Raw genomic sequence first — 17,161 nt, forward strand, 5'->3', positions numbered from 1 at the left:
GCTCAGCTGACCACGCGGCGGGGCTGCCCGGCGAAGAAGGCCTGCACGTTTTCGCTGAGCTGGCCGACGATGCGCTGGCGTGACTCCACTGCGCCCCAGGCGCTGTGCGGGGTGATGATCAGCCGCGGAATACCGGCTTCGAGCAGCGGATTGCCGTTGACCGGCGGCTCCACGCTCAGCACGTCGGTGGCGGCGCCGCCGAGGTGGCCGCCGCGCAGGGCGTCGGCCAGCGCCTGTTCGTCGATCAGGCCGCCACGGGCGGTGTTGACCACCAGCGCACCGGGCTTGAGCATGGCCAGTTCGCGGGCGCCGAGCATGTGCCGGGTGTGCTCGTTCAGCGGGCAGTGCAGGGTCAGGGCATCGACTTGTGGCAGCAGTTCGTCCAGCGGCAGGCGGTCGGCGCGTTCCGGGCGGCCGGGAATCTGCCCGCTCAGCACGCGCATGCCGAACGCTTCGGCCAGGCGCGCGACCGCGCCGCCCAGCTCGCCATGGCCGAGCAGGCCGAGGGTTTTGCCTTCCAGTTCGACGATGGGGAAGTCCAGCAGGCAGAACTGGCTGGCCTTGGCCCACTGGCCCTCGGCTACCGCCTGGTTGTAGTCGCACAGCCGGGTGGCCAGGGCCAGCAGCAGGGCGAGGGTGTGCTGGGCTACCGACGGTGTGCCGTAGCCCTGGCAGTTGCACACGGTGATGCCCTGGGCCCGCGCCACCGCCATGTCGACATTGTTGGTGCCGGTGGCGGCCACCAGAATCAGCTTGAGCTGCGGGTTGGCGGCCAGTGCAGCAGCGTCGAGCATGACCTTGTTGCTGATCACCGCCACGGCCCCTTGCAGGCGTTCTGCCACTTGCTCCGGGCGGGTGGCGTCGAACAGCTCGAATTCATCGAACTGCTGCTTCAGTGGCGATAGGTCGAGGTCGCCAAGGTCCAGGGACTGGTGATCGAGAAACACGGCGCGACGCGGGCTGGGCATGGAGTTCTCCGGTGGCAGGACGGGTGATTGGGTTATGGCCATTCGCGGCGAAGAGGCCCTCAGCTCCACCAGATAACCTGAAGCTGCCGGCGCAGTGTCTAGCTCAACCTTGTCACCCGTCAACGCCCCCCACTCATACCTTTGTCAGGCAAATCATTCCTTCGACTGATTTAGCCGTCACATTGGCGAACTACAGTAGTTGCCAGACTTGTCCGGCCCGCTTTTCAGAAAAGGGATACCCATGTTGCAGACCCGCATCATCAAACCCGCCGAAGGCGCCTACGCCTACCCGTTGCTGATCAAGCGCCTGCTGATGTCCGGCAGCCGCTACGAGAAGACCCGCGAAATCGTCTATCGCGACCAGTTGCGGCTGACTTATCCACAGCTCAACGAGCGCATCGCGCGGCTGGCCAATGTGCTCACCGAAGCCGGCGTAAAGGCCGGTGACACCGTGGCGGTGATGGACTGGGACAGCCACCGCTACCTGGAGTGCATGTTCGCCATCCCGATGATCGGTGCGGTGGTGCATACCATCAACGTGCGCCTGTCGCCCGAGCAGATCCTCTACACCATGAACCACGCCGAAGACCGCGTGGTGCTGGTCAACAGCGACTTTGTCGGCCTCTACCAGGCCATTGCCGGGCAGTTGACCACCGTTGACAAGACCCTGCTGCTGACCGATGGCGCGGACAAGACTGCCGAACTGCCCAACCTGGTTGGCGAGTACGAGCAACTGCTGGCTGCCGCCAGCCCGCATTACGATTTCCCGGATTTCGATGAAAATTCGGTGGCCACCACCTTCTACACCACAGGCACGACCGGCAACCCCAAGGGCGTGTACTTCACCCACCGGCAACTGGTGCTGCACACCCTGGCCGAAGCCTCGGTAACCGGCAGCATCGACAGCGTGCGCCTGCTGGGCAGCAACGATGTGTACATGCCGATTACTCCGATGTTCCATGTGCATGCCTGGGGCATTCCCTACGCTGCCACCATGCTCGGCATGAAGCAGGTGTACCCGGGGCGCTACGAGCCGGACATGCTGGTCAAGCTGTGGCGGGAAGAAAAAGTCACCTTTTCCCATTGCGTGCCGACCATCCTGCAGATGCTGCTCAACTGCCCGAACGCGCAGGGCCAGGACTTTGCCGGCTGGAAGATCATCATCGGCGGCAGCGCGCTGAATCGCTCGCTGTACCAGGCTGCCCTGGCGCGCGGCATTCAGCTGACTGCGGCGTATGGCATGTCCGAAACCTGCCCGCTGATCTCCGCCGCGCACCTGAACGACGAATTGCAGGCCGGCAGCGAAGATGAGCGCGTCACTTACCGCATCAAGGCGGGGGTCCCGGTGCCGCTGGTGGAGGCTGCCATCGTCGATGGCGACGGCAACTTCCTGCCCGCCGATGGCGAAACACAGGGCGAACTGGTGCTGCGTGCACCCTGGCTGACCATGGGCTACTTCAAGGAGCCGGAAAAGAGCGAGGAGCTGTGGCAGGGCGGCTGGCTGCATACCGGTGATGTCGCCACGCTCGATGGCATGGGCTACATCGACATCCGCGATCGCATCAAGGATGTGATCAAGACCGGTGGCGAATGGATTTCCTCGCTGGACCTCGAAGACCTGGTCAGCCGTCACCCGGCGGTGCGTGAAGTGGCGGTGGTGGGGGTGGCCGACCCGCAGTGGGGCGAGCGCCCGTTTGCCCTGCTGGTGGTGCGCGACGGCCAGTCTATCGACGCCAAGTCGCTCAAGGACCACCTCAAGCCGTTTGTCGAGCAAGGTCACATCAACAAATGGGCGATTCCAAGCCAGATCGCCGTTGTTACTGAAATTCCCAAGACCAGTGTCGGCAAGCTGGACAAGAAACGCATCCGCCAGGACATCGTCCAGTGGCAGGCCAGCAACAGCGCGTTCCTTTCCACGCTGTAACCACCCTGCGGGTCGTATGCGTCAGAATACGACCCGCATGCTAGAGCGGTCGGCGCCTTGCCAAATGGCAAAAATGCGCCATCCTTGAGCACTGCCAGCGCGCGATCGCAGCAATATCACAGCGAGTTGGCGGCACGGAGCGCAAATCACACTTTAGAGGGATCAAGCGCCTGTGCCTTGCTGGCTATAGTCGGGGCCAGGGGATTTTCAGGAAGGGGGAGGGCGGCATGCGCAACACATGTCGCCGCGGGCGCAAGCCTGCATACCGGTCGCACGGGCCGTTTCTGAAAGGACTCACTGCCATAACAAAAAAAGTACATGGAGTAGCGTCGATGAAATCTGCAAACCTGTTCTGGCGCCGGGCCAAGCTGCCCCTGGCCGTCAGCCTTGCTTCCACGCTCGCAAGTCCTGCTTTCGCTGTCAGTTTCAACATCGGTGAAATCGAAGGCCAGTTCGACTCGTCGCTCTCCATTGGCGCCAGTTGGTCGACCGCCAACCCCAACAAGAACCTGATCGGGGTGAACAACGGCGGCAAGGGCCTGTCGCAGACATCCGACGATGGCCACCTGAACTTCAAGAAAGGCGAGACCTTTTCCAAGATCTTCAAGGGCATCCATGACCTGGAGCTGAAGTACGGCGACACCGGCGTGTTCGTGCGCGGCAAGTACTGGTACGACTTCGAACTCAAGGATGAAAGCCGCGAGTTCAAGGACATCAGCGACTCCAACCGCAAGGAGGGCGCCAAGTCGTCCGGCGCCGAACTGCTCGACGCCTTCGTCTACCACAACTACGCCATCGGCGATCAACCCGGCTCGGTGCGCTTCGGCAAGCAGGTGGTGAGCTGGGGTGAAAGTACCTTCATCGGCGGCGGCATCAACTCGATCAACCCCATCGACGTGTCGGCGTTCCGCCGCCCGGGGGCCGAGATCAAGGAAGGCCTGATCCCGGTCAACATGTTCTACATCTCGCAGAGCCTGACCGACAACCTGTCGGCCGAAGCCTTCTACCAGCTCGAATGGGACCAGACGGTCGTCGACAACTGCGGCACCTTCTTCTCCCAGCCAGACATCATCGCCGACGGCTGTACCGACAACCTGCGCGTGCTCAACAGCAGCCGGGCGGTGCCTGGCGCGGCGCAGCAGTTCCTCGCCACCCAGGGCGTGAACATCAACGAAGAGGGCGTGATGGTGCGCCGTGGCGCCGACCGTGATGCGCGGGACAGCGGCCAGTTCGGTGTGGCCATGCGCTACATGTTCGAGCCGCTGGACACCGAATTTGGCGCGTACTTCATGAACTATCACAGCCGTGCGCCGATCTTCAGCGCCACCGGCGCCCCGGCGTCGGTGTTCTCCGGCATCGCCGGCCTGCCGGCACAGCTGCGTGCGCTGGCGCCGCTGATCGTGGCGGGCAACTCGCAGTACTTCGTCGAGTACCCCGAAGACATCCGCCTGTACGGCTTGAGCTTCTCTACCACGTTGCCAACCGGCACGGCCTGGAGCGGTGAGGTCAGCTACCGGCCCAACGCCCCGGTGCAGTTGAACACCACCGATATCCTGTTTGCCGGTGTTCGTCCACTGGGCGGTGCACTGACCAACGCTTCGCTGCTGGCGGGCACGCCCGGCCAGGACCTGCACGGCTATCGCCGCAAGGAAATCACCCAGTTCCAGACTACCCTCACGCACTTCTTCGACCAGGTGATGGGCGCCAGCCGCATGACCGTGGTGGGCGAGGTGGGCGTCACCCACGTCGGCGGCCTGGAGAACGCTCACGACACACGCTACGGTCGCGATCCGGTATTCGGCCCCGGCCCGCTGCCAGCCACCGGCGGTGCAGACACCTGCCAGGCACTCAATGCCAGCACCATCGCCGGTGCCGGTGCAGGTGCCTCCACCACCAACCTGAACCGCAAGTGCGAGAACGACGGCTATACCACCAGCACATCCTGGGGTTACCGCGCGCGTGTCATCTGGGACTACAACGACGTGTTCGCCGGTATCAACCTGAAGCCGAGCGTGGCCTGGTCGCACGACGTGTCCGGCTATTCGCCTGGCCCGGGCGCCAACTTCGAGGAAGGCCGCAAGGCTGTCAGCCTGGGTCTGGATGCCGAATACCAGAACACCTACACGGCGACCCTGTCGTACACCAACTTCTTCGACGGCAAGTACAGCACCGTGGATGACCGCGACTTTGTCGCCCTCAGCTTCGGCGTGAACTTCTAAGCACTCAGATCCAGGACGACACGACATGAACAAGACCAGAAGTCTGCTGCAAGCCGGTGTACTGGGCCTGTCCCTGCTGGCGACCAGCGTCATGGCTGCGGTATCCGCCGACGAGGCGGCCAAGCTGGGCAGCACCCTCACCCCGATGGGCGCGGAAAAGGCCGGCAATGCCGATGGCTCGATCGGCCCGTGGGAGCCACTGTCCAAGACTGCGGGCAGTGTTGACGGCAAGGGCTTCCTGTCCGACCCGTATGGCAGTGAAAAACCGCTGTTCACCATCACCGCGCAAAACGCCGAGCAGTACAAGGACAAGCTCTCGCCAGGCCAGCTGGCGATGCTCAAGCGCTACCCCGACACCTTCAAGATCCCGGTATTCAAGACCCACCGCGGCTCCACCGCGCCTGCCGACGTGTTCGCCGCCATCAAGGCCAACGCCACCAAGGCCACCCTGGTGGAAGGCGGCAACGGCCTGAACGACTTCCGCACCGCCGTGCCGTTCCCGATCCCTAAAAGCGGCCTGGAGGTGATCTGGAACCACATCACCCGCTACCGCGGTGGCAGCGTCAGCCGCCTGGTGACCCAGGCCACGCCGCAGCAGAACGGCTCTTTCAACCCGGTCTACTTCTCCGACCAGTTCGTCTTCCGCGACAAGATGAAGGACTACGACCCGAACAACCCGGGCAACATCCTGTTCTACTTCAAGCAGGAAGTGACTGCACCGGCGCGCCTGGCCGGTACCGTGCTGCTGGTGCACGAAACCCTCGACCAGGTAAAAGAGCCGCGCAAGGCATGGATCTACAACGCCGGCCAGCGTCGCGTGCGCCAGGCGCCGCAGGTGTCGTATGACGGCCCGGGCACCGCTGCCGATGGTTTGCGCACCTCGGACAACCTGGACATGTTCAACGGCGCGCCAGACCGCTACGACTGGAAGCTGGAGGGCAAGAAGGAGCTGTATATCGCGTCCAACGCCTTCAAGCTCGATGACCCCAAGCTGAAGTACACCGACATCATCAAGGCCGGGCACATCAACCAGGACCTGACCCGTTACGAGCTGCGCCGCGTCTGGCACGTGGTCGCAACCCTCAAGCCGGGCCAGCGGCACATCTACGCCAAGCGTGACTTCTACATCGACGAAGACACCTGGCAGGCGGCGGTGATCGACCAGTACGACGGCCGTGGCCAGCTGTGGCGCGTTTCCGAGGCACACGCCCAGCCGTACTACAACGTGGAAGTGCCATGGTACACCCTGGAAACCATCTACGACCTGCAGTCGGGTCGGTATCTGGCCCTGGGCATGAAGAACGAAGAGAAGCGCGCCTACGACTTCGGCTTCAGTGCCAGCAAGGCTGACTTCCAGCCTGCAGCGCTGCGCCAGTCGGGTATTCGTTGAGCCCTGCCTGACCCAACAACGCCCCGGCTTGCCGGGGCTTTTTTTATGGTCTGGCAATAAACCTGCTGAATACCTCGCCAAACCCCCGCCCCAGCCCCTGTCCATCAGCCATGTTGCTTTTTGTCGCAGTCTTTTCCAGGGCAATTGTTCCCATCATCTTCAAATGCGCAGCGTTACCCGCTAGTCTCGCAAGCATTCATATCGCCGTAGTCTTCCAACCGGAACGAGAAGGCCATGACAGATCTGTCCCGTACGCATGGATTCGCCAGCCAGGCCCTGGGCCTGCTGGACGGGCGTTTCTTCCGGCCGCCGCTGCCGGACGGCCATGTGCCGCGCCAGCGTTTGTGTCAGCGCTTGCACGCCGGCCTTGCTGGGCGACTGCTGCTGGTCAATGCCCCGGCAGGTTTCGGCAAAAGCTCCCTGGCCATCGAGTTTTGCGAAGCATTACCTGAGCATTGGCGCAGCTTATGGCTGGGCCTGAGCCAGCGCGATGCCGACCCTGGCCGCTTTCTCGAGCGCCTGCTCGAAGGCTTGCAGCAGTACTGCCCGGCGCTGGGCGGCCAGGCCATGGGCCTGCTGAAGATGCGCCAGCGGCATCAGCCGTTCGCCTTCGAGGAGTGGCTCGACGGCCTGCTCGACGAGCTCGCGCTCTACCTGCAAGCCGATACGCCGTTGCTGCTGGTGCTGGACGACTACCACCTGGCCCAGGGGCCGGTGCTCGACCGCTGCCTGCAGTTCTTCCTCAACCACTTGCCTCCCGGCCTGGTGTTGCTGGTCACCAGCCGCCAGCGCCCGGACTGGCACCTGGCACGCCTGCGCCTGTCCCGGCAACTGGTCGAGCTCAACGAACAGGACTTGCGCCTTACTGCCGAAGAGTCGCTGGCGGTGATTGGCCGCCAGCCCACCGGCTTGCGCGGCCAGGCCCTGGACAACCTGATCCAGCGCAGCGATGGCTGGGTTGCCGGTTTGCGCTTCTGGCAACTGGCGGCCAGCGAGAACGCTGACGAGCAGGCATTGCCCCAGGCCCTGCACGGTGGCGAAGGCCTGATCCGTGACTACCTGCTTGAAGAAGTCATCGACATGCTGCCTGCCGAGGTCCAGGCCTTCCTGTATGAAACCGCCTGCCAGGAGCGTTTCTGCGCCGCCCTTTGCGACGCCCTGCGCGCGCGTCACGACAGTGCCGCAGTGCTGCGTTTCCTGCAGGCGCATCAAGTGTTCCTGGTGCCGCTGGACGAGCATGGCCACTGGTTTCGCTACCACCACCTGTTCTCCGACCTGCTGCGCAGCCGCCAGGCCAGCGAACCGCTGTCGGGCCTGCACCTGCGGGCCTGTCGCTGGTTCGAAGCCCAAGGCCTGCTGGACGAGGCGGTGGAGCAGGCACTGCGTGCCGGCCACCTGGATGTCGCCGCCGACCTGGTGCAGAGCTTGTCCGAAGAGCAACTGCTGGCCGAACAGAATGTCGGTATGCTGCTGCGCTGGAAGATGGACCTGCCCGACAGCCTGCTGATCAGCACGCCGCGGCTGATCGTGCTGTACAGCTGGGCGCTGGGCCTGGCTTGCCAGCTGGACGCGGCCGAGGACCTGGCCGGTTACCTCAGCCGCTTCCTGCCCGCGCCATCGGCAACCGCGCAAAAGTCCATGCTGGCGCAGTGGCTGGCGCTCAGTGGTGTCATCGCCCGGGGGCGGGGCGACCGCGAGCTGACCCTGGCCTATTGCGGCGAAGCGCTGCAGAGCCTGCCGAACAAACGTTATGGCCAACGCCTGGTCTGCCTGTCGACGCTGTCCAACCTGGCCATTGCCGATGGAGACTTCTGGCGGGCCCGCGGCTGGAACCGCGAGGCTTTGGAACTGGCCCAGCGGGTCGGCAACCCGCTGTTCGAGGCGCTGGCCCATTACGACCGCGCGCGGGTGCTGCACGCCCGTGGCGAAGTATTGCGCGCGCTTGACGAAGTGCGCCAAGGCTTGCAGCGCCTGCAAGGGCTGTCGGCGCAGCGGCTGTATGCCGTGCGCGCGCGCCTGACGCTGTACGAGGGCTATCTGCTGGTCTCGCGCCTGCAGCCAGCCCAGGGCCGTGCGCGCCTGCGCGCGGGGCTGGGCGAGGCGCGGGCCTGCCGGGATATCAGCGTGCTCATCGGCCACTGCGTGATTGCCACGCTTGACGGCCGGGAGGGGCATTTTGCCGAGGCCTTTGCCGAACTGGCCGAGGCCGAACGGCTGATGCACATCTGGGATGTGCCGCCGGTGTACTACCTGGCCATGATCACCCTGGTCAAATGCGAGCTGTGGCTGGCCCAGGGGCGCACCGACCTTGCCGAGTCCTGGCTGCTGCGCCTGGGCCAGACCTATGGCGGCGAGCAACCGGCGGCGGCGCCGGAGTTCCACCCGCTGCTGCCATTGCACATCGAATTGCAGCAGGCGTTGCTCGAGCGTGTCCAGTCACGCCGTGATGAGGCCGTTCAGCGTCTGGCGGCCCTGGTCGAGCGTGGCCAGGCCAGTGGCGGCATGATGCTCACGGTCAGTGCCTTCAGCCAGTGGCTCGTGCTGTTGCTGGACGAAGGCCGGGAAGGGCAGGCCGTGCAATTGTTGCCAGGGTTGCTGGAGGCCGCCCAGGGGGGCGTACTGCAGCCTTTCCAGCCCCTGCTGGAGCGGCACCCGCAGTGGCTGCAGGAGCAGTTGCAGGTTACTGGCGCTTGTCCCGTAAGGGCAGAGCTGCTCAAGCGTTTGCCGCCGCTGCCAAGTGTGGGCCCCGGCAGCAGCGAGGCCCTCAGCGGCCGTGAACTGGCTGTGCTCGAGCTGATTGCCCAGGGCTGCTCCAATCAGCAGATCAGCGAGCGGCTGTTCATTTCGCTGCATACCGTGAAAACCCATGCCAGTCATATCAACAGCAAGCTCGGGGTGGAGCGTCGCACCCAGGCGGTGGCCAGGGCCAAATCCCTGGGGCTGCTGGTGTGAGGCTGGTCGTGCGGGGCATTGCCCGCTAAAGTGATGGCTTGGCGCCATGGTTTGTGGCCCGCAATGCTCTACCCTCATCTTTCCCGACCAGCTGCCGATACAGCGATCGGTGGCATCGCCTCGCGCGATTTTTCAATCATTCCAAGGCAGGTCGTGTTGATGCTGCAGTACGGGCAAAAGAGCTTTCTGATCGTCGACGACTTTACCGACTTCCGCACGTCGACGCGTTCCATGCTGCGCGAGTTGGGCGTGCGCGATGTGGACACCGCCGACAGCGGCGAGCAGGCGCTGCGCATGTGCGCGCAAAAGCGCTATGACTTCATCCTGCAGGACTTCCACCTGGGCGACGGCAAGAAGAACGGCCAGCAGGTACTCGAAGACCTGATCATCGACAAGCACATCAGCCATGAGTGCGTGTTCATCATGGTCACTGCCGAGAGCAGCCAGGCCATTGTCCTCAGCGCCATCGAGCACGAGCCCGATGCCTACCTGACCAAGCCGTTCAACCGGGTTGGCCTGGCCCAGCGTGTCGAGAAGCTGTTCCAGCGCAAAACGCTGCTGAAGCCGATTCTGCAGGCACTGGACCGCAATCGCCCGGCCGAGGTGCTGGCGGCCTGTGCCGAACTGTGCAAGAAGGACCCGCGTCTGGCGCCGCTGTGCCTGCGCTACCGGGCCGATGCCCTGCGCAACCTCAACCGTTTCGACGAGCTGGAAAAATTCCTCAAGGCTATCCTGGCCAGCCGCCCGCAGCCGTGGGTGTACACGGCGCTAGGCGCGCTGATGCACAAGCGCGGCCAGAATGCCCAGGCCCAGGGGGTTTACGAGCAGGCGCTGAAGGCGTTCCCGATCATGCCAGCCCTCTACGATGGCATGGCCGAGGTACTGGTGGCGCAAGGCGAAACCAGGCGCGCGCAGAACCTGCTTGAAGAAGCCGTGCGCCTGTCACCGCTTTCGGTGCGGCGGCAGTCGAAGCTGGGCAAGCTGGCGCTGGAGAACGAGGACTTCGAGAGCGCGTCGAAAGCGTTCCGCCATGCCGTCAACCAAGGCCAGAGCTCGCGCTACAAGGATGCCGAGAACAACCTTGGCCTGGTGCAGGCGCTGATGAGCAAGAACGCAGGCTTTGGCCTGGACGCCCGTACCCGGGTAGAAATCAACACCACGCTCAGCGAGGTGGCCAAGGAAAATCCCGAAGACCAGGGCTTGCAAGTGCGTGCGCGGATGATGAAGGCCGCCAGCCTGCAGCAGGCCGGCGACCCGGAAACCGCCGGCAAACTGACCGAACAGGCGATCCAGCGCCTGGACAAGATGAACCAGTTCTTCTCGGTCGATTCAGCCCTGACCGTTGCCGCGCAGTTGCAGGCGATGGGGCAGGAGGCCGCCGCAATCGGCGTGCTGAAAAGCTGTGTGGAAAGTTATGGCGATGACCCCAAGGTCATGGAAAAAGTGGGCAAGCTGACCGACGACCCCAACGTGCTCAACGCCATTACCGAAGCGGTAACCCTCAATCGCCAGGGTGTGCGCAGTTACCAGGGAGGGCAGCTCGGCGAGGCGTTGCAGTTGTTCCGCAAGGCGCTGGGTTTGCAGCCTAAGAACATCAGCATTGCCCTCAACACCGCCCAGGCGCTGCTGCGCATCGGTGGTGACAACCCTCAGCCGGCGATCATGCAGGAGTGCCGCGACGCCTTGACCAGCGTGTCCGGTATCCCTGGCAGCGACAACCGCTATGACCGTTACCGCAAACTGCACATCCGAGTGTTCGGCGCATGAATCAAGACAATCAGGGGCTGGATTTTTCCACGGTGATCGCCTCCACCGTGCACGACCTGAAGAGTTCCCTGGCGGCGCTGATCCAGTCCCACAGCCAGTGGGTCGAACGGTTGCCCGAGGAACTGCGCGGGGGGGCCGAGCAGGGCATCATGGAGCACGAGTTTCGCCACCTCAACGGCATGCTGGTGCAGTTGCTGGGGCTGTACAAACTGGGTGTGAACCAGTTGCCGGTGTGCCCGGACTACCACGAGCTGGACGACTTCATCGAAGCACAGCTGGCCGCGCACCAGGAAGTGCTGAAGCACAACGACATCCTCGCCACCTGGCGCATCGATACCGACAACCCGCTGGGCTTCTTCGACCGCGAGCTGGTGGCTTCGGTAATCGCCAACGTCATCACCAACGCCACCCGCTTTGCCGGCCACGCCTTGCTGATCACCATTGAAGAAGCAGACAACCAGCTGGCCATTTGCGTCAACGATGACGGCCCAGGTTATCCACAGCGCATGCTCGAGCGCCAGGAGGAGTACATCCAGGGCATCGACTGCACCAGCGGCAGTACCGGGCTGGGGCTGTATTTTGCGGCGCGGATTGCGGCGCTGCATGAGAGCGGCGGGGTGCGCGGGCGGATCGAGATTTCCAATGGCGGAGCACTTGGGGGCGGGTTGTTCAGGTTGTTCCTGCCTTGAACATGACGGACATGGTGTTTCGAATGTTTTCAGTTGGAAAGTCATTTCCCAAGGTGATGTAAGGCATTTCCTTCACGTGATTGCAGGGCTTTTATCCTGAGCCGCCGAATAACAGTGTAGATACTACGTCTCTACATTTCGCTTGCAATCATCTGGAGGGTTTCTACTATGTATCTACCTTGGGAGATACTCATGCAAATCAAGATTCAGCAGTGGGGCAACAGCGCCGCCATCCGCTTGCCCGCCGCAGTGCTCAAACAGATGCGACTCGGTGTCGGTTCCACCCTGAACCTGGACGCAACGGGTGAGGCGCTGGTGCTTAAGCCCGTCAGGTCAAAACCTAAGTACACCCTTGAAGAGTTGATGGCACAGTGCGACCTGAACGCACCGGAGCCAGAGGATTTGGCTGACTGGAACGCTATGCGCCCAGTAGGGCGTGAAGTGTGAAGCGGGTCAAGTTTGCAAGGGGCGATATTGTTCGCGTCAACCTCGACCCTGCAGCTGGGCGAGAGCAGCAGGGCATAGGGCGACCTGCACTAGTGCTCACTCCGGCAGCTTTTAATGCAGCAGGCCTGGCTGTGATCATCCCTATCACCCAAGGAGGTGGTTTTGCGAGGCATGCAGGTTTCGCTGTCACGCTCAGCGGTGCGGGAACGCAAACGCAGGGTGTGATGCTCTGCAACCAGATACGCACAGTGGACCTTGAGGCCCGCCTCGCCAAACGCATTGAGTCGGTACCCGAGGTTGTCATCCTTGATGCATTGGCTCGCGTGCAAACCCTATTCGATTAAACGGTTTTCGTATTTATCATGCAGAATCCATCGCCTGCCCTCATTCGCGAAACCTTCCCCGTAGGCCCCTTGCAGTGCAACTGCACACTCATCGGCGACCCGCTGACCAAAAAGGCCATCGTCGTCGACCCGGGCGGTGACCCGGAGAAGATCCTGGCCCGCCTGCAGGTACACGGCCTGACGCTGGCAAGCATCATCCATACCCACGCGCACTTCGATCACTTCCTCGCCTCGGGCAAGCTCAAGGCGCTGACCGGCGCCACGCTGCACCTGCACAAGGATGACCAGAGCCTGTGGGACAACCTGGAGATGCAGTGCCAGATGTTCGGCGTGCCGTACACGCCGGTACCGGCCCCAGACCACTGGCTGGCTGATGACGAGGAGCTGGCCTGCGGGTGCGGCGTGGCTTTGCATACGCCAGGCCACACCCCGGGCTCGATGAGCTTCTGGTTCGCCGACGCCAAGCTGCTGATCGCCGGCGACACGCTGTTCCGCCGTGGCATTGGCCGCACCGATTTGTGGGGCGGCGACCAGCGGGCTATCGTTCGTTCGATCAAGGAGCGGCTGTACCGGCTGGACGAAGAAGCCATCGTGGTGACCGGCCATGGGCCCGATACCCGGCTGGGTGACGAGATGCGCGAAAATCCCTTCGTGCGTGCGTGATGGCCGGTGAAAAAGCTTTCACGGAATTTTTCGTCGCCCGAGCGTTCCAAGGCTGGCATAGATCCGATTGCGATCTGCCGCATTTATGAATTTCAGTAGGAGCTTGTCCATGTTCACCATGCGTCGCCTGATTATCGTCGCAACTGCCGCGGCCCTGATGACCGGCTGTGCCGGCCAGAACCCTTATGACAACCAGGGTCAGGCGCAGGGCTCCTCGGGGATGAGCAAGACCGCCAAATACGGCGGCCTGGGCGCGCTGGCCGGTGCAGTCGCCGGCGCCGCCATCGACCACAACAACCGTGGCAAGGGTGCACTGATCGGCGCCGCCGCGGTGGGTGCCGCCGCCGCCGGCTATGGCTACTACGCCGACAAGCAGGAAGCCGCACTGCGTGCGCAAATGGCCAACACCGGTGTGGAAGTGCAGCGCCAGGGTGACCAGATCAAGCTGATCATGCCGGGCAATATCACCTTCGCCACCGACTCGGCCAACATCGCGCCAAGCTTCTATCAGCCGCTGAACAACCTGGCCGGTTCGTTCAAGCAGTTCAACCAGAACACCATCGAAGTGGTCGGCTTCACCGACAGCACCGGCAGCCGCCAGCACAATATGGACCTGTCCCAGCGCCGTGCACAGGCAGTCAGCGCCTACCTGACTTCGCAGGGTGTGGATGCCTCGCGTCTGTCGGTGCGTGGCATGGGCCCGGACCAGCCGATCGCCAGCAACGCCGACGCCAACGGCCGCGCGCAGAACCGCCGTGTGGAAGTCAACCTGAAGCCGATTCCGGGCCAGCAGTATGACCAGCAGCAAGGCCAGGTTCAGCAGTACCCCTGATTGATCCGCGGGGCTGCAACGCAGCCCCGGCTTGTTAGCGCACCACGCTGGCCTGGATGGCCGTCAGGGCAATGGTGTGCACGATGTCGTCCACCTGAGCCCCGCGCGGCAAGTCGTTCACCGGCTTGCGCAACCCCTGCAACATCGGCCCCAGGCTGACCCCGTCAGCACTGCGCTGCACAGCCTTGTGCGTGGTATTGCCCGTATTCAGGTCGGGGAACACGAACACCGTGGCCCGCCCGGCCACCGGGCTACCCGGCGCAATTTCCCGTGCAATGGCCGGGTTCGCTGCCGCGTCATACTGCAACGGCCCGTCGATCAGCAGCGCTTGCGTCGCGCCCTGTGCCAGGCGTGTCGCTTCGCGCACTTTCTCGACCTCTTCGTCGCTGGCCGAATCGCTTGAATAACTGATCATCGCCACCCGCGGCGCGATGCCGAAAGCCTGCGCCGATTCGGCGCTCTGTCGGGCAATCTCGGCCAGTTCGGCAGCGCTCGGATGCGGGTTCATCACACAGTCGCCGTACACCAGCACCTGCTCGGGGAACAGCATGAAGAACACCGACGACACCAGGCTTGAACCCGGCGCGGTCTTGATCAGCTGCAGGGCAGGGCGGATGGTATTGGCGGTGGAATGCACCAGGCCGGAAACCAGGCCGTCCACTTCGTCCAGGGCCAGCATCATGGTGCCGATCACCACCGGATCTTCCAGTTGCTGCTCCGCCATCGGCGCATTCAGGTTCTTGCTCTTGCGCAGCTCGACCATCGGCTCCACGTAACGCCCGCGAATCAGCTCAGGGTCGAGGATCTCCAGGCCGGGCGGCAGGGTGATGCCCTGGGCACGGGCCACAGCGTCGACATCTTCGGGCTTGGCCAGCAGCACGCAGCGGGCAATACCACGGGCCTGACAGATGGCGGCAGCCTGAACCAGCAGTGGCTCGGCGCCTTCGGGCAGGACGATGCGCTTGTTGGCCTGTTGTGCACGCTGGATCAGCTGGTAGCGGAACACAGCCGGTGACAGGCGCAGTTCCCGCGGGGTGCCGCAGCGCTGGTGCAGCCACGCCGCGTCGAGGTGGCTGGCGACGAAGTCGGTGATGAACTCGGCGCGCTCGCGGTCGTCCACCGGGATTTCACGGTTCAGCGAGTTGAGCTGGTTGGCGGTGTCGTACGAGCCGGTGCTGACCGACAGGATCGGCAGCCCGGCCTGTAGGGCACCGCGGCACAGGCCGAGGATGCGCGAGTCGGGCTTGCTGTCACTGGTCAGCAGCAGGCCGGCCAGCGGCACGCCATTGATTGCTGCCAGGCTGACGGCGAGGATGATGTCGTCGCGGTCGCCCGGGGTTACCACCAGGGTGCCCGAGGTCAGCAGCGGCACCGTGTTGGCCACCGTGCGCGCGCAAATGATGATCTTGCTCATGCGCCGTTGCTCGTAGTCGCCGGCATTGAGCACCTGGGCGCCAAGCAGGTCTGCCACGTCACGGGTACGCGGGGCGTTCAGTTCCGGCTGAAAGGGGATGCAGCCGAGCAGGCGGAAGTCGTTGCCGCGCAGCAAGGGCGAGTGCTCGCGCAGGCGCGTGGCGAAGTCTGCCATGGTTTCATCGGTGCGCACTTTGTTGAGGATCACCCCGAGCACCTTGGGGTCGCGCGGGCCGCCGAACAGCTGTGCCTGCAGTTCAACCCGGCCAGACAGCTCGCTCAGCACTTCGTTTTCCGGTGCCGACACCAGGATAACTTCGGCATCCAGGCTTTTGGCCAGGTGCTGGTTGACCCGCGCCGCATAGCTGGCATGCCGCGTGGGCACCATGCCCTCGACCACCACCACGTCATTGCCGACGCAGGCTTGCTGGTACAGGCGGATGATTTCTTCCAGCAACTCGTCCAGCTGGCCGTCGCCGAGCATGCGCTCGACCTGGCCCAGGCTCAGCGGCACGGGGGGCTTGATGCCGTGGGTACGGGCCATCAGTTCGGTGGAGCGTTCTGGGCCGGTGTCACCCGGGTGAGGTTGGGCGATCGGCTTGAAGAAGCCGACCTTCAGGCCGGCGCGCTCCAGGGTGCGCACCAGGCCCAGGCTGATCGAAGTCAGGCCGACACCGAAGTCGGTCGGCGCAATGAAAAAAGTCTGCATGCGTGCTTCTCGAAATAAGCGGTGCAAGAAATTAACGGCCAAGGGTAGCGCTATCGGCCCCTTGTGCGCACCAGCCGCAAGCGAAAGGTTGGCCGATGTGCTGCGCGCGCAGTACTGGGTCGAGTACCCACGGCCTGGCCTGCCACGGCGGCTGATGCCGCAGGTGCTGGGTGTGGCCGCACGACAGTTCGGCCACCCAATGGCCTTCATCGTCCTGATGGAAGCCGGTGATCCGACTGATGGGCCGTTGCTCGTCCGCAGCGCGTTCGCAATCGGGCGATGGCTTGGTTACACTTGTCCGCTCTACATTCTTTTGCAAAAGGTCTTGCCCCATGCTGATCGCCGCCAACAAGGCTGTCTCCATCGACTATACCCTGACCAACGACGCCGGGGAGACCATCGACAGCTCCGCCGGTGGTGCGCCGCTGGTTTACCTGCACGGTGCCGGCAACATCATCCCGGGCCTGGAAAAAGCCCTGGAAGGCAAGCAGGCCGGTGACGAGCTGAACGTTTCCATCGAGCCGGAAGACGCCTACGGCGAATACCTGGCCGAACTGGTCAGCACCCTGAACCGCAGCATGTTCGAAGGCGTCGACGAGCTGGAAGTGGGCATGCAGTTCCACGCTTCCGCGCCGGACGGCCAGATGCAGATCGTCACCATCCGTGACCTGGACGGCGACGACGTCACCGTTGACGGCAACCACCCACTGGCTGGCCAGCGCCTGACCTTCCAGGTCAAGGTAGTTGACGTGCGTGATGCCAGCGAAGAAGAAATCGCTCACCGTCACATCCACGGTGAAGGTGGCCATCACCACTGATTTTCTGCGCTAAGCTCAGAAAGTCG

Annotated in this window: 14 protein-coding genes; 11 read left to right on the forward strand and 3 right to left on the reverse strand. The window is 63.5% G+C overall.

The features are described 5' to 3' along the window. Positions 1 to 2: 2 nt before the first annotated feature. Entirely contained in the window at positions 3 to 968 is a 966-nt protein-coding gene (locus AC5O5I_RS03705) for a 2-hydroxyacid dehydrogenase (RefSeq protein ID WP_172219979.1), read from the reverse strand. Positions 969 to 1,209: 241 nt separating this feature from the next. Between AC5O5I_RS03705 and AC5O5I_RS03710 the strand changes: the two genes are divergently transcribed. The 10 genes from AC5O5I_RS03710 to AC5O5I_RS03755 all read left to right on the forward strand — a co-directional run bounded on the left by AC5O5I_RS03710 (position 1,210) and on the right by AC5O5I_RS03755 (position 14,195). Continuing rightward, complete coding sequence (locus AC5O5I_RS03710) at positions 1,210 to 2,892, forward strand: fatty acid--CoA ligase (protein WP_172219983.1); 1,683 nt, start codon at positions 1,210 to 1,212, stop codon at positions 2,890 to 2,892. 332 nt (positions 2,893 to 3,224) lie between these two features. After that, complete coding sequence (locus tag AC5O5I_RS03715) at positions 3,225 to 5,111, forward strand: DUF1302 domain-containing protein (RefSeq protein WP_172287331.1); 1,887 nt, start codon at positions 3,225 to 3,227, stop codon at positions 5,109 to 5,111. A gap of 25 nt (positions 5,112 to 5,136) precedes the next feature. Then, a complete protein-coding gene (locus tag AC5O5I_RS03720) occupies positions 5,137 to 6,501 on the forward strand; it encodes a DUF1329 domain-containing protein (RefSeq protein ID WP_172219988.1) in 1,365 nt (454 codons plus the stop codon). Positions 6,502 to 6,735: 234 nt separating this feature from the next. After that, positions 6,736 to 9,453 carry a winged helix-turn-helix domain-containing protein gene (locus AC5O5I_RS03725; RefSeq protein WP_494512092.1) on the forward strand — a complete coding sequence of 906 codons (2,718 nt, stop codon included), beginning with the start codon at positions 6,736 to 6,738 and terminating at the stop codon, positions 9,451 to 9,453. 159 nt (positions 9,454 to 9,612) lie between these two features. Beyond that, positions 9,613 to 11,220: a tetratricopeptide repeat-containing response regulator gene (locus tag AC5O5I_RS03730; protein WP_172219994.1), complete on the forward strand. Its 1,608-nt coding sequence runs from the start codon at positions 9,613 to 9,615 to the stop codon at positions 11,218 to 11,220. Next, positions 11,217 to 11,909, forward strand: a complete 693-nt coding sequence (locus AC5O5I_RS03735) for a sensor histidine kinase (protein ID WP_172287333.1) — start codon at positions 11,217 to 11,219, stop codon at positions 11,907 to 11,909. The genes AC5O5I_RS03730 and AC5O5I_RS03735 overlap by 4 nt, the downstream gene beginning before the upstream one ends. A gap of 168 nt (positions 11,910 to 12,077) precedes the next feature. After that, positions 12,078 to 12,356: an AbrB/MazE/SpoVT family DNA-binding domain-containing protein gene (locus tag AC5O5I_RS03740; protein WP_172287334.1), complete on the forward strand. Its 279-nt coding sequence runs from the start codon at positions 12,078 to 12,080 to the stop codon at positions 12,354 to 12,356. Beyond that, on the forward strand, positions 12,353 to 12,700 hold the full coding sequence (locus tag AC5O5I_RS03745; RefSeq protein WP_172220003.1) for a type II toxin-antitoxin system ChpB family toxin: 348 nt from the start codon (positions 12,353 to 12,355) through the stop codon (positions 12,698 to 12,700). Before AC5O5I_RS03740 ends, AC5O5I_RS03745 begins: the two co-directional genes overlap by 4 nt. Before the next feature lie 18 nt (positions 12,701 to 12,718). After that, positions 12,719 to 13,363: an MBL fold metallo-hydrolase gene (locus AC5O5I_RS03750; protein ID WP_172220006.1), complete on the forward strand. Its 645-nt coding sequence runs from the start codon at positions 12,719 to 12,721 to the stop codon at positions 13,361 to 13,363. A gap of 109 nt (positions 13,364 to 13,472) precedes the next feature. Next, positions 13,473 to 14,195, forward strand: coding sequence for a YiaD family glycine zipper/OmpA-like lipoprotein (locus AC5O5I_RS03755; RefSeq protein ID WP_172220009.1), 723 nt, complete (start codon positions 13,473 to 13,475; stop codon positions 14,193 to 14,195). A gap of 34 nt (positions 14,196 to 14,229) precedes the next feature. On the opposite strand, the gene pta is transcribed toward AC5O5I_RS03755, so the two are convergent. Further along, the gene (gene pta / locus AC5O5I_RS03760) at positions 14,230 to 16,317 is read right to left on the reverse strand and encodes a phosphate acetyltransferase (protein WP_172220012.1); all 2,088 of its coding nucleotides are present in this window, start codon (positions 16,315 to 16,317) and stop codon (positions 14,230 to 14,232) included. A gap of 31 nt (positions 16,318 to 16,348) precedes the next feature. Beyond that, on the reverse strand, positions 16,349 to 16,651 hold the full coding sequence (locus AC5O5I_RS03765) for a DUF3565 domain-containing protein (RefSeq protein ID WP_172220036.1): 303 nt from the start codon (positions 16,649 to 16,651) through the stop codon (positions 16,349 to 16,351). Between AC5O5I_RS03765 and AC5O5I_RS03770 the strand changes: the two genes are divergently transcribed. Then, the gene (locus AC5O5I_RS03770) at positions 16,650 to 17,135 is read left to right on the forward strand and encodes an FKBP-type peptidyl-prolyl cis-trans isomerase (RefSeq protein WP_172220015.1); all 486 of its coding nucleotides are present in this window, start codon (positions 16,650 to 16,652) and stop codon (positions 17,133 to 17,135) included. The two genes, AC5O5I_RS03765 and AC5O5I_RS03770, sit on opposite strands and share 2 nt — an antisense overlap. Positions 17,136 to 17,161 lie beyond the last annotated feature (26 nt).

The sequence above is a fragment of the Pseudomonas sp. 9_2_1 genome, assembly GCF_059295275.1.

What these genes read in the sequence shown, in the direction of transcription:
- AC5O5I_RS03705 (WP_172219979.1), bottom strand. Translation starts at nt 968, where the DNA reads ATGCCCAGCCCGCGTCGCGCCGTGTTTCTCGATCACCAGTCCCTGGAC.
- AC5O5I_RS03710 (WP_172219983.1), top strand. Translation starts at nt 1,210, where the DNA reads ATGTTGCAGACCCGCATCATCAAACCCGCCGAAGGCGCCTACGCCTAC.
- AC5O5I_RS03715 (WP_172287331.1), top strand. Translation starts at nt 3,225, where the DNA reads ATGAAATCTGCAAACCTGTTCTGGCGCCGGGCCAAGCTGCCCCTGGCC.
- AC5O5I_RS03725 (WP_494512092.1), top strand. Translation starts at nt 6,736, where the DNA reads ATGACAGATCTGTCCCGTACGCATGGATTCGCCAGCCAGGCCCTGGGC.
- AC5O5I_RS03735 (WP_172287333.1), top strand. Translation starts at nt 11,217, where the DNA reads ATGAATCAAGACAATCAGGGGCTGGATTTTTCCACGGTGATCGCCTCC.
- AC5O5I_RS03730 (WP_172219994.1), top strand. Translation starts at nt 9,613, where the DNA reads ATGCTGCAGTACGGGCAAAAGAGCTTTCTGATCGTCGACGACTTTACC.
- AC5O5I_RS03750 (WP_172220006.1), top strand. Translation starts at nt 12,719, where the DNA reads ATGCAGAATCCATCGCCTGCCCTCATTCGCGAAACCTTCCCCGTAGGC.
- AC5O5I_RS03755 (WP_172220009.1), top strand. Translation starts at nt 13,473, where the DNA reads ATGTTCACCATGCGTCGCCTGATTATCGTCGCAACTGCCGCGGCCCTG.
- AC5O5I_RS03740 (WP_172287334.1), top strand. Translation starts at nt 12,078, where the DNA reads ATGTATCTACCTTGGGAGATACTCATGCAAATCAAGATTCAGCAGTGG.
- AC5O5I_RS03765 (WP_172220036.1), bottom strand. Translation starts at nt 16,651, where the DNA reads ATGGGGCAAGACCTTTTGCAAAAGAATGTAGAGCGGACAAGTGTAACC.
- AC5O5I_RS03720 (WP_172219988.1), top strand. Translation starts at nt 5,137, where the DNA reads ATGAACAAGACCAGAAGTCTGCTGCAAGCCGGTGTACTGGGCCTGTCC.
- AC5O5I_RS03770 (WP_172220015.1), top strand. Translation starts at nt 16,650, where the DNA reads ATGCTGATCGCCGCCAACAAGGCTGTCTCCATCGACTATACCCTGACC.
- pta (WP_172220012.1), bottom strand. Translation starts at nt 16,317, where the DNA reads ATGCAGACTTTTTTCATTGCGCCGACCGACTTCGGTGTCGGCCTGACT.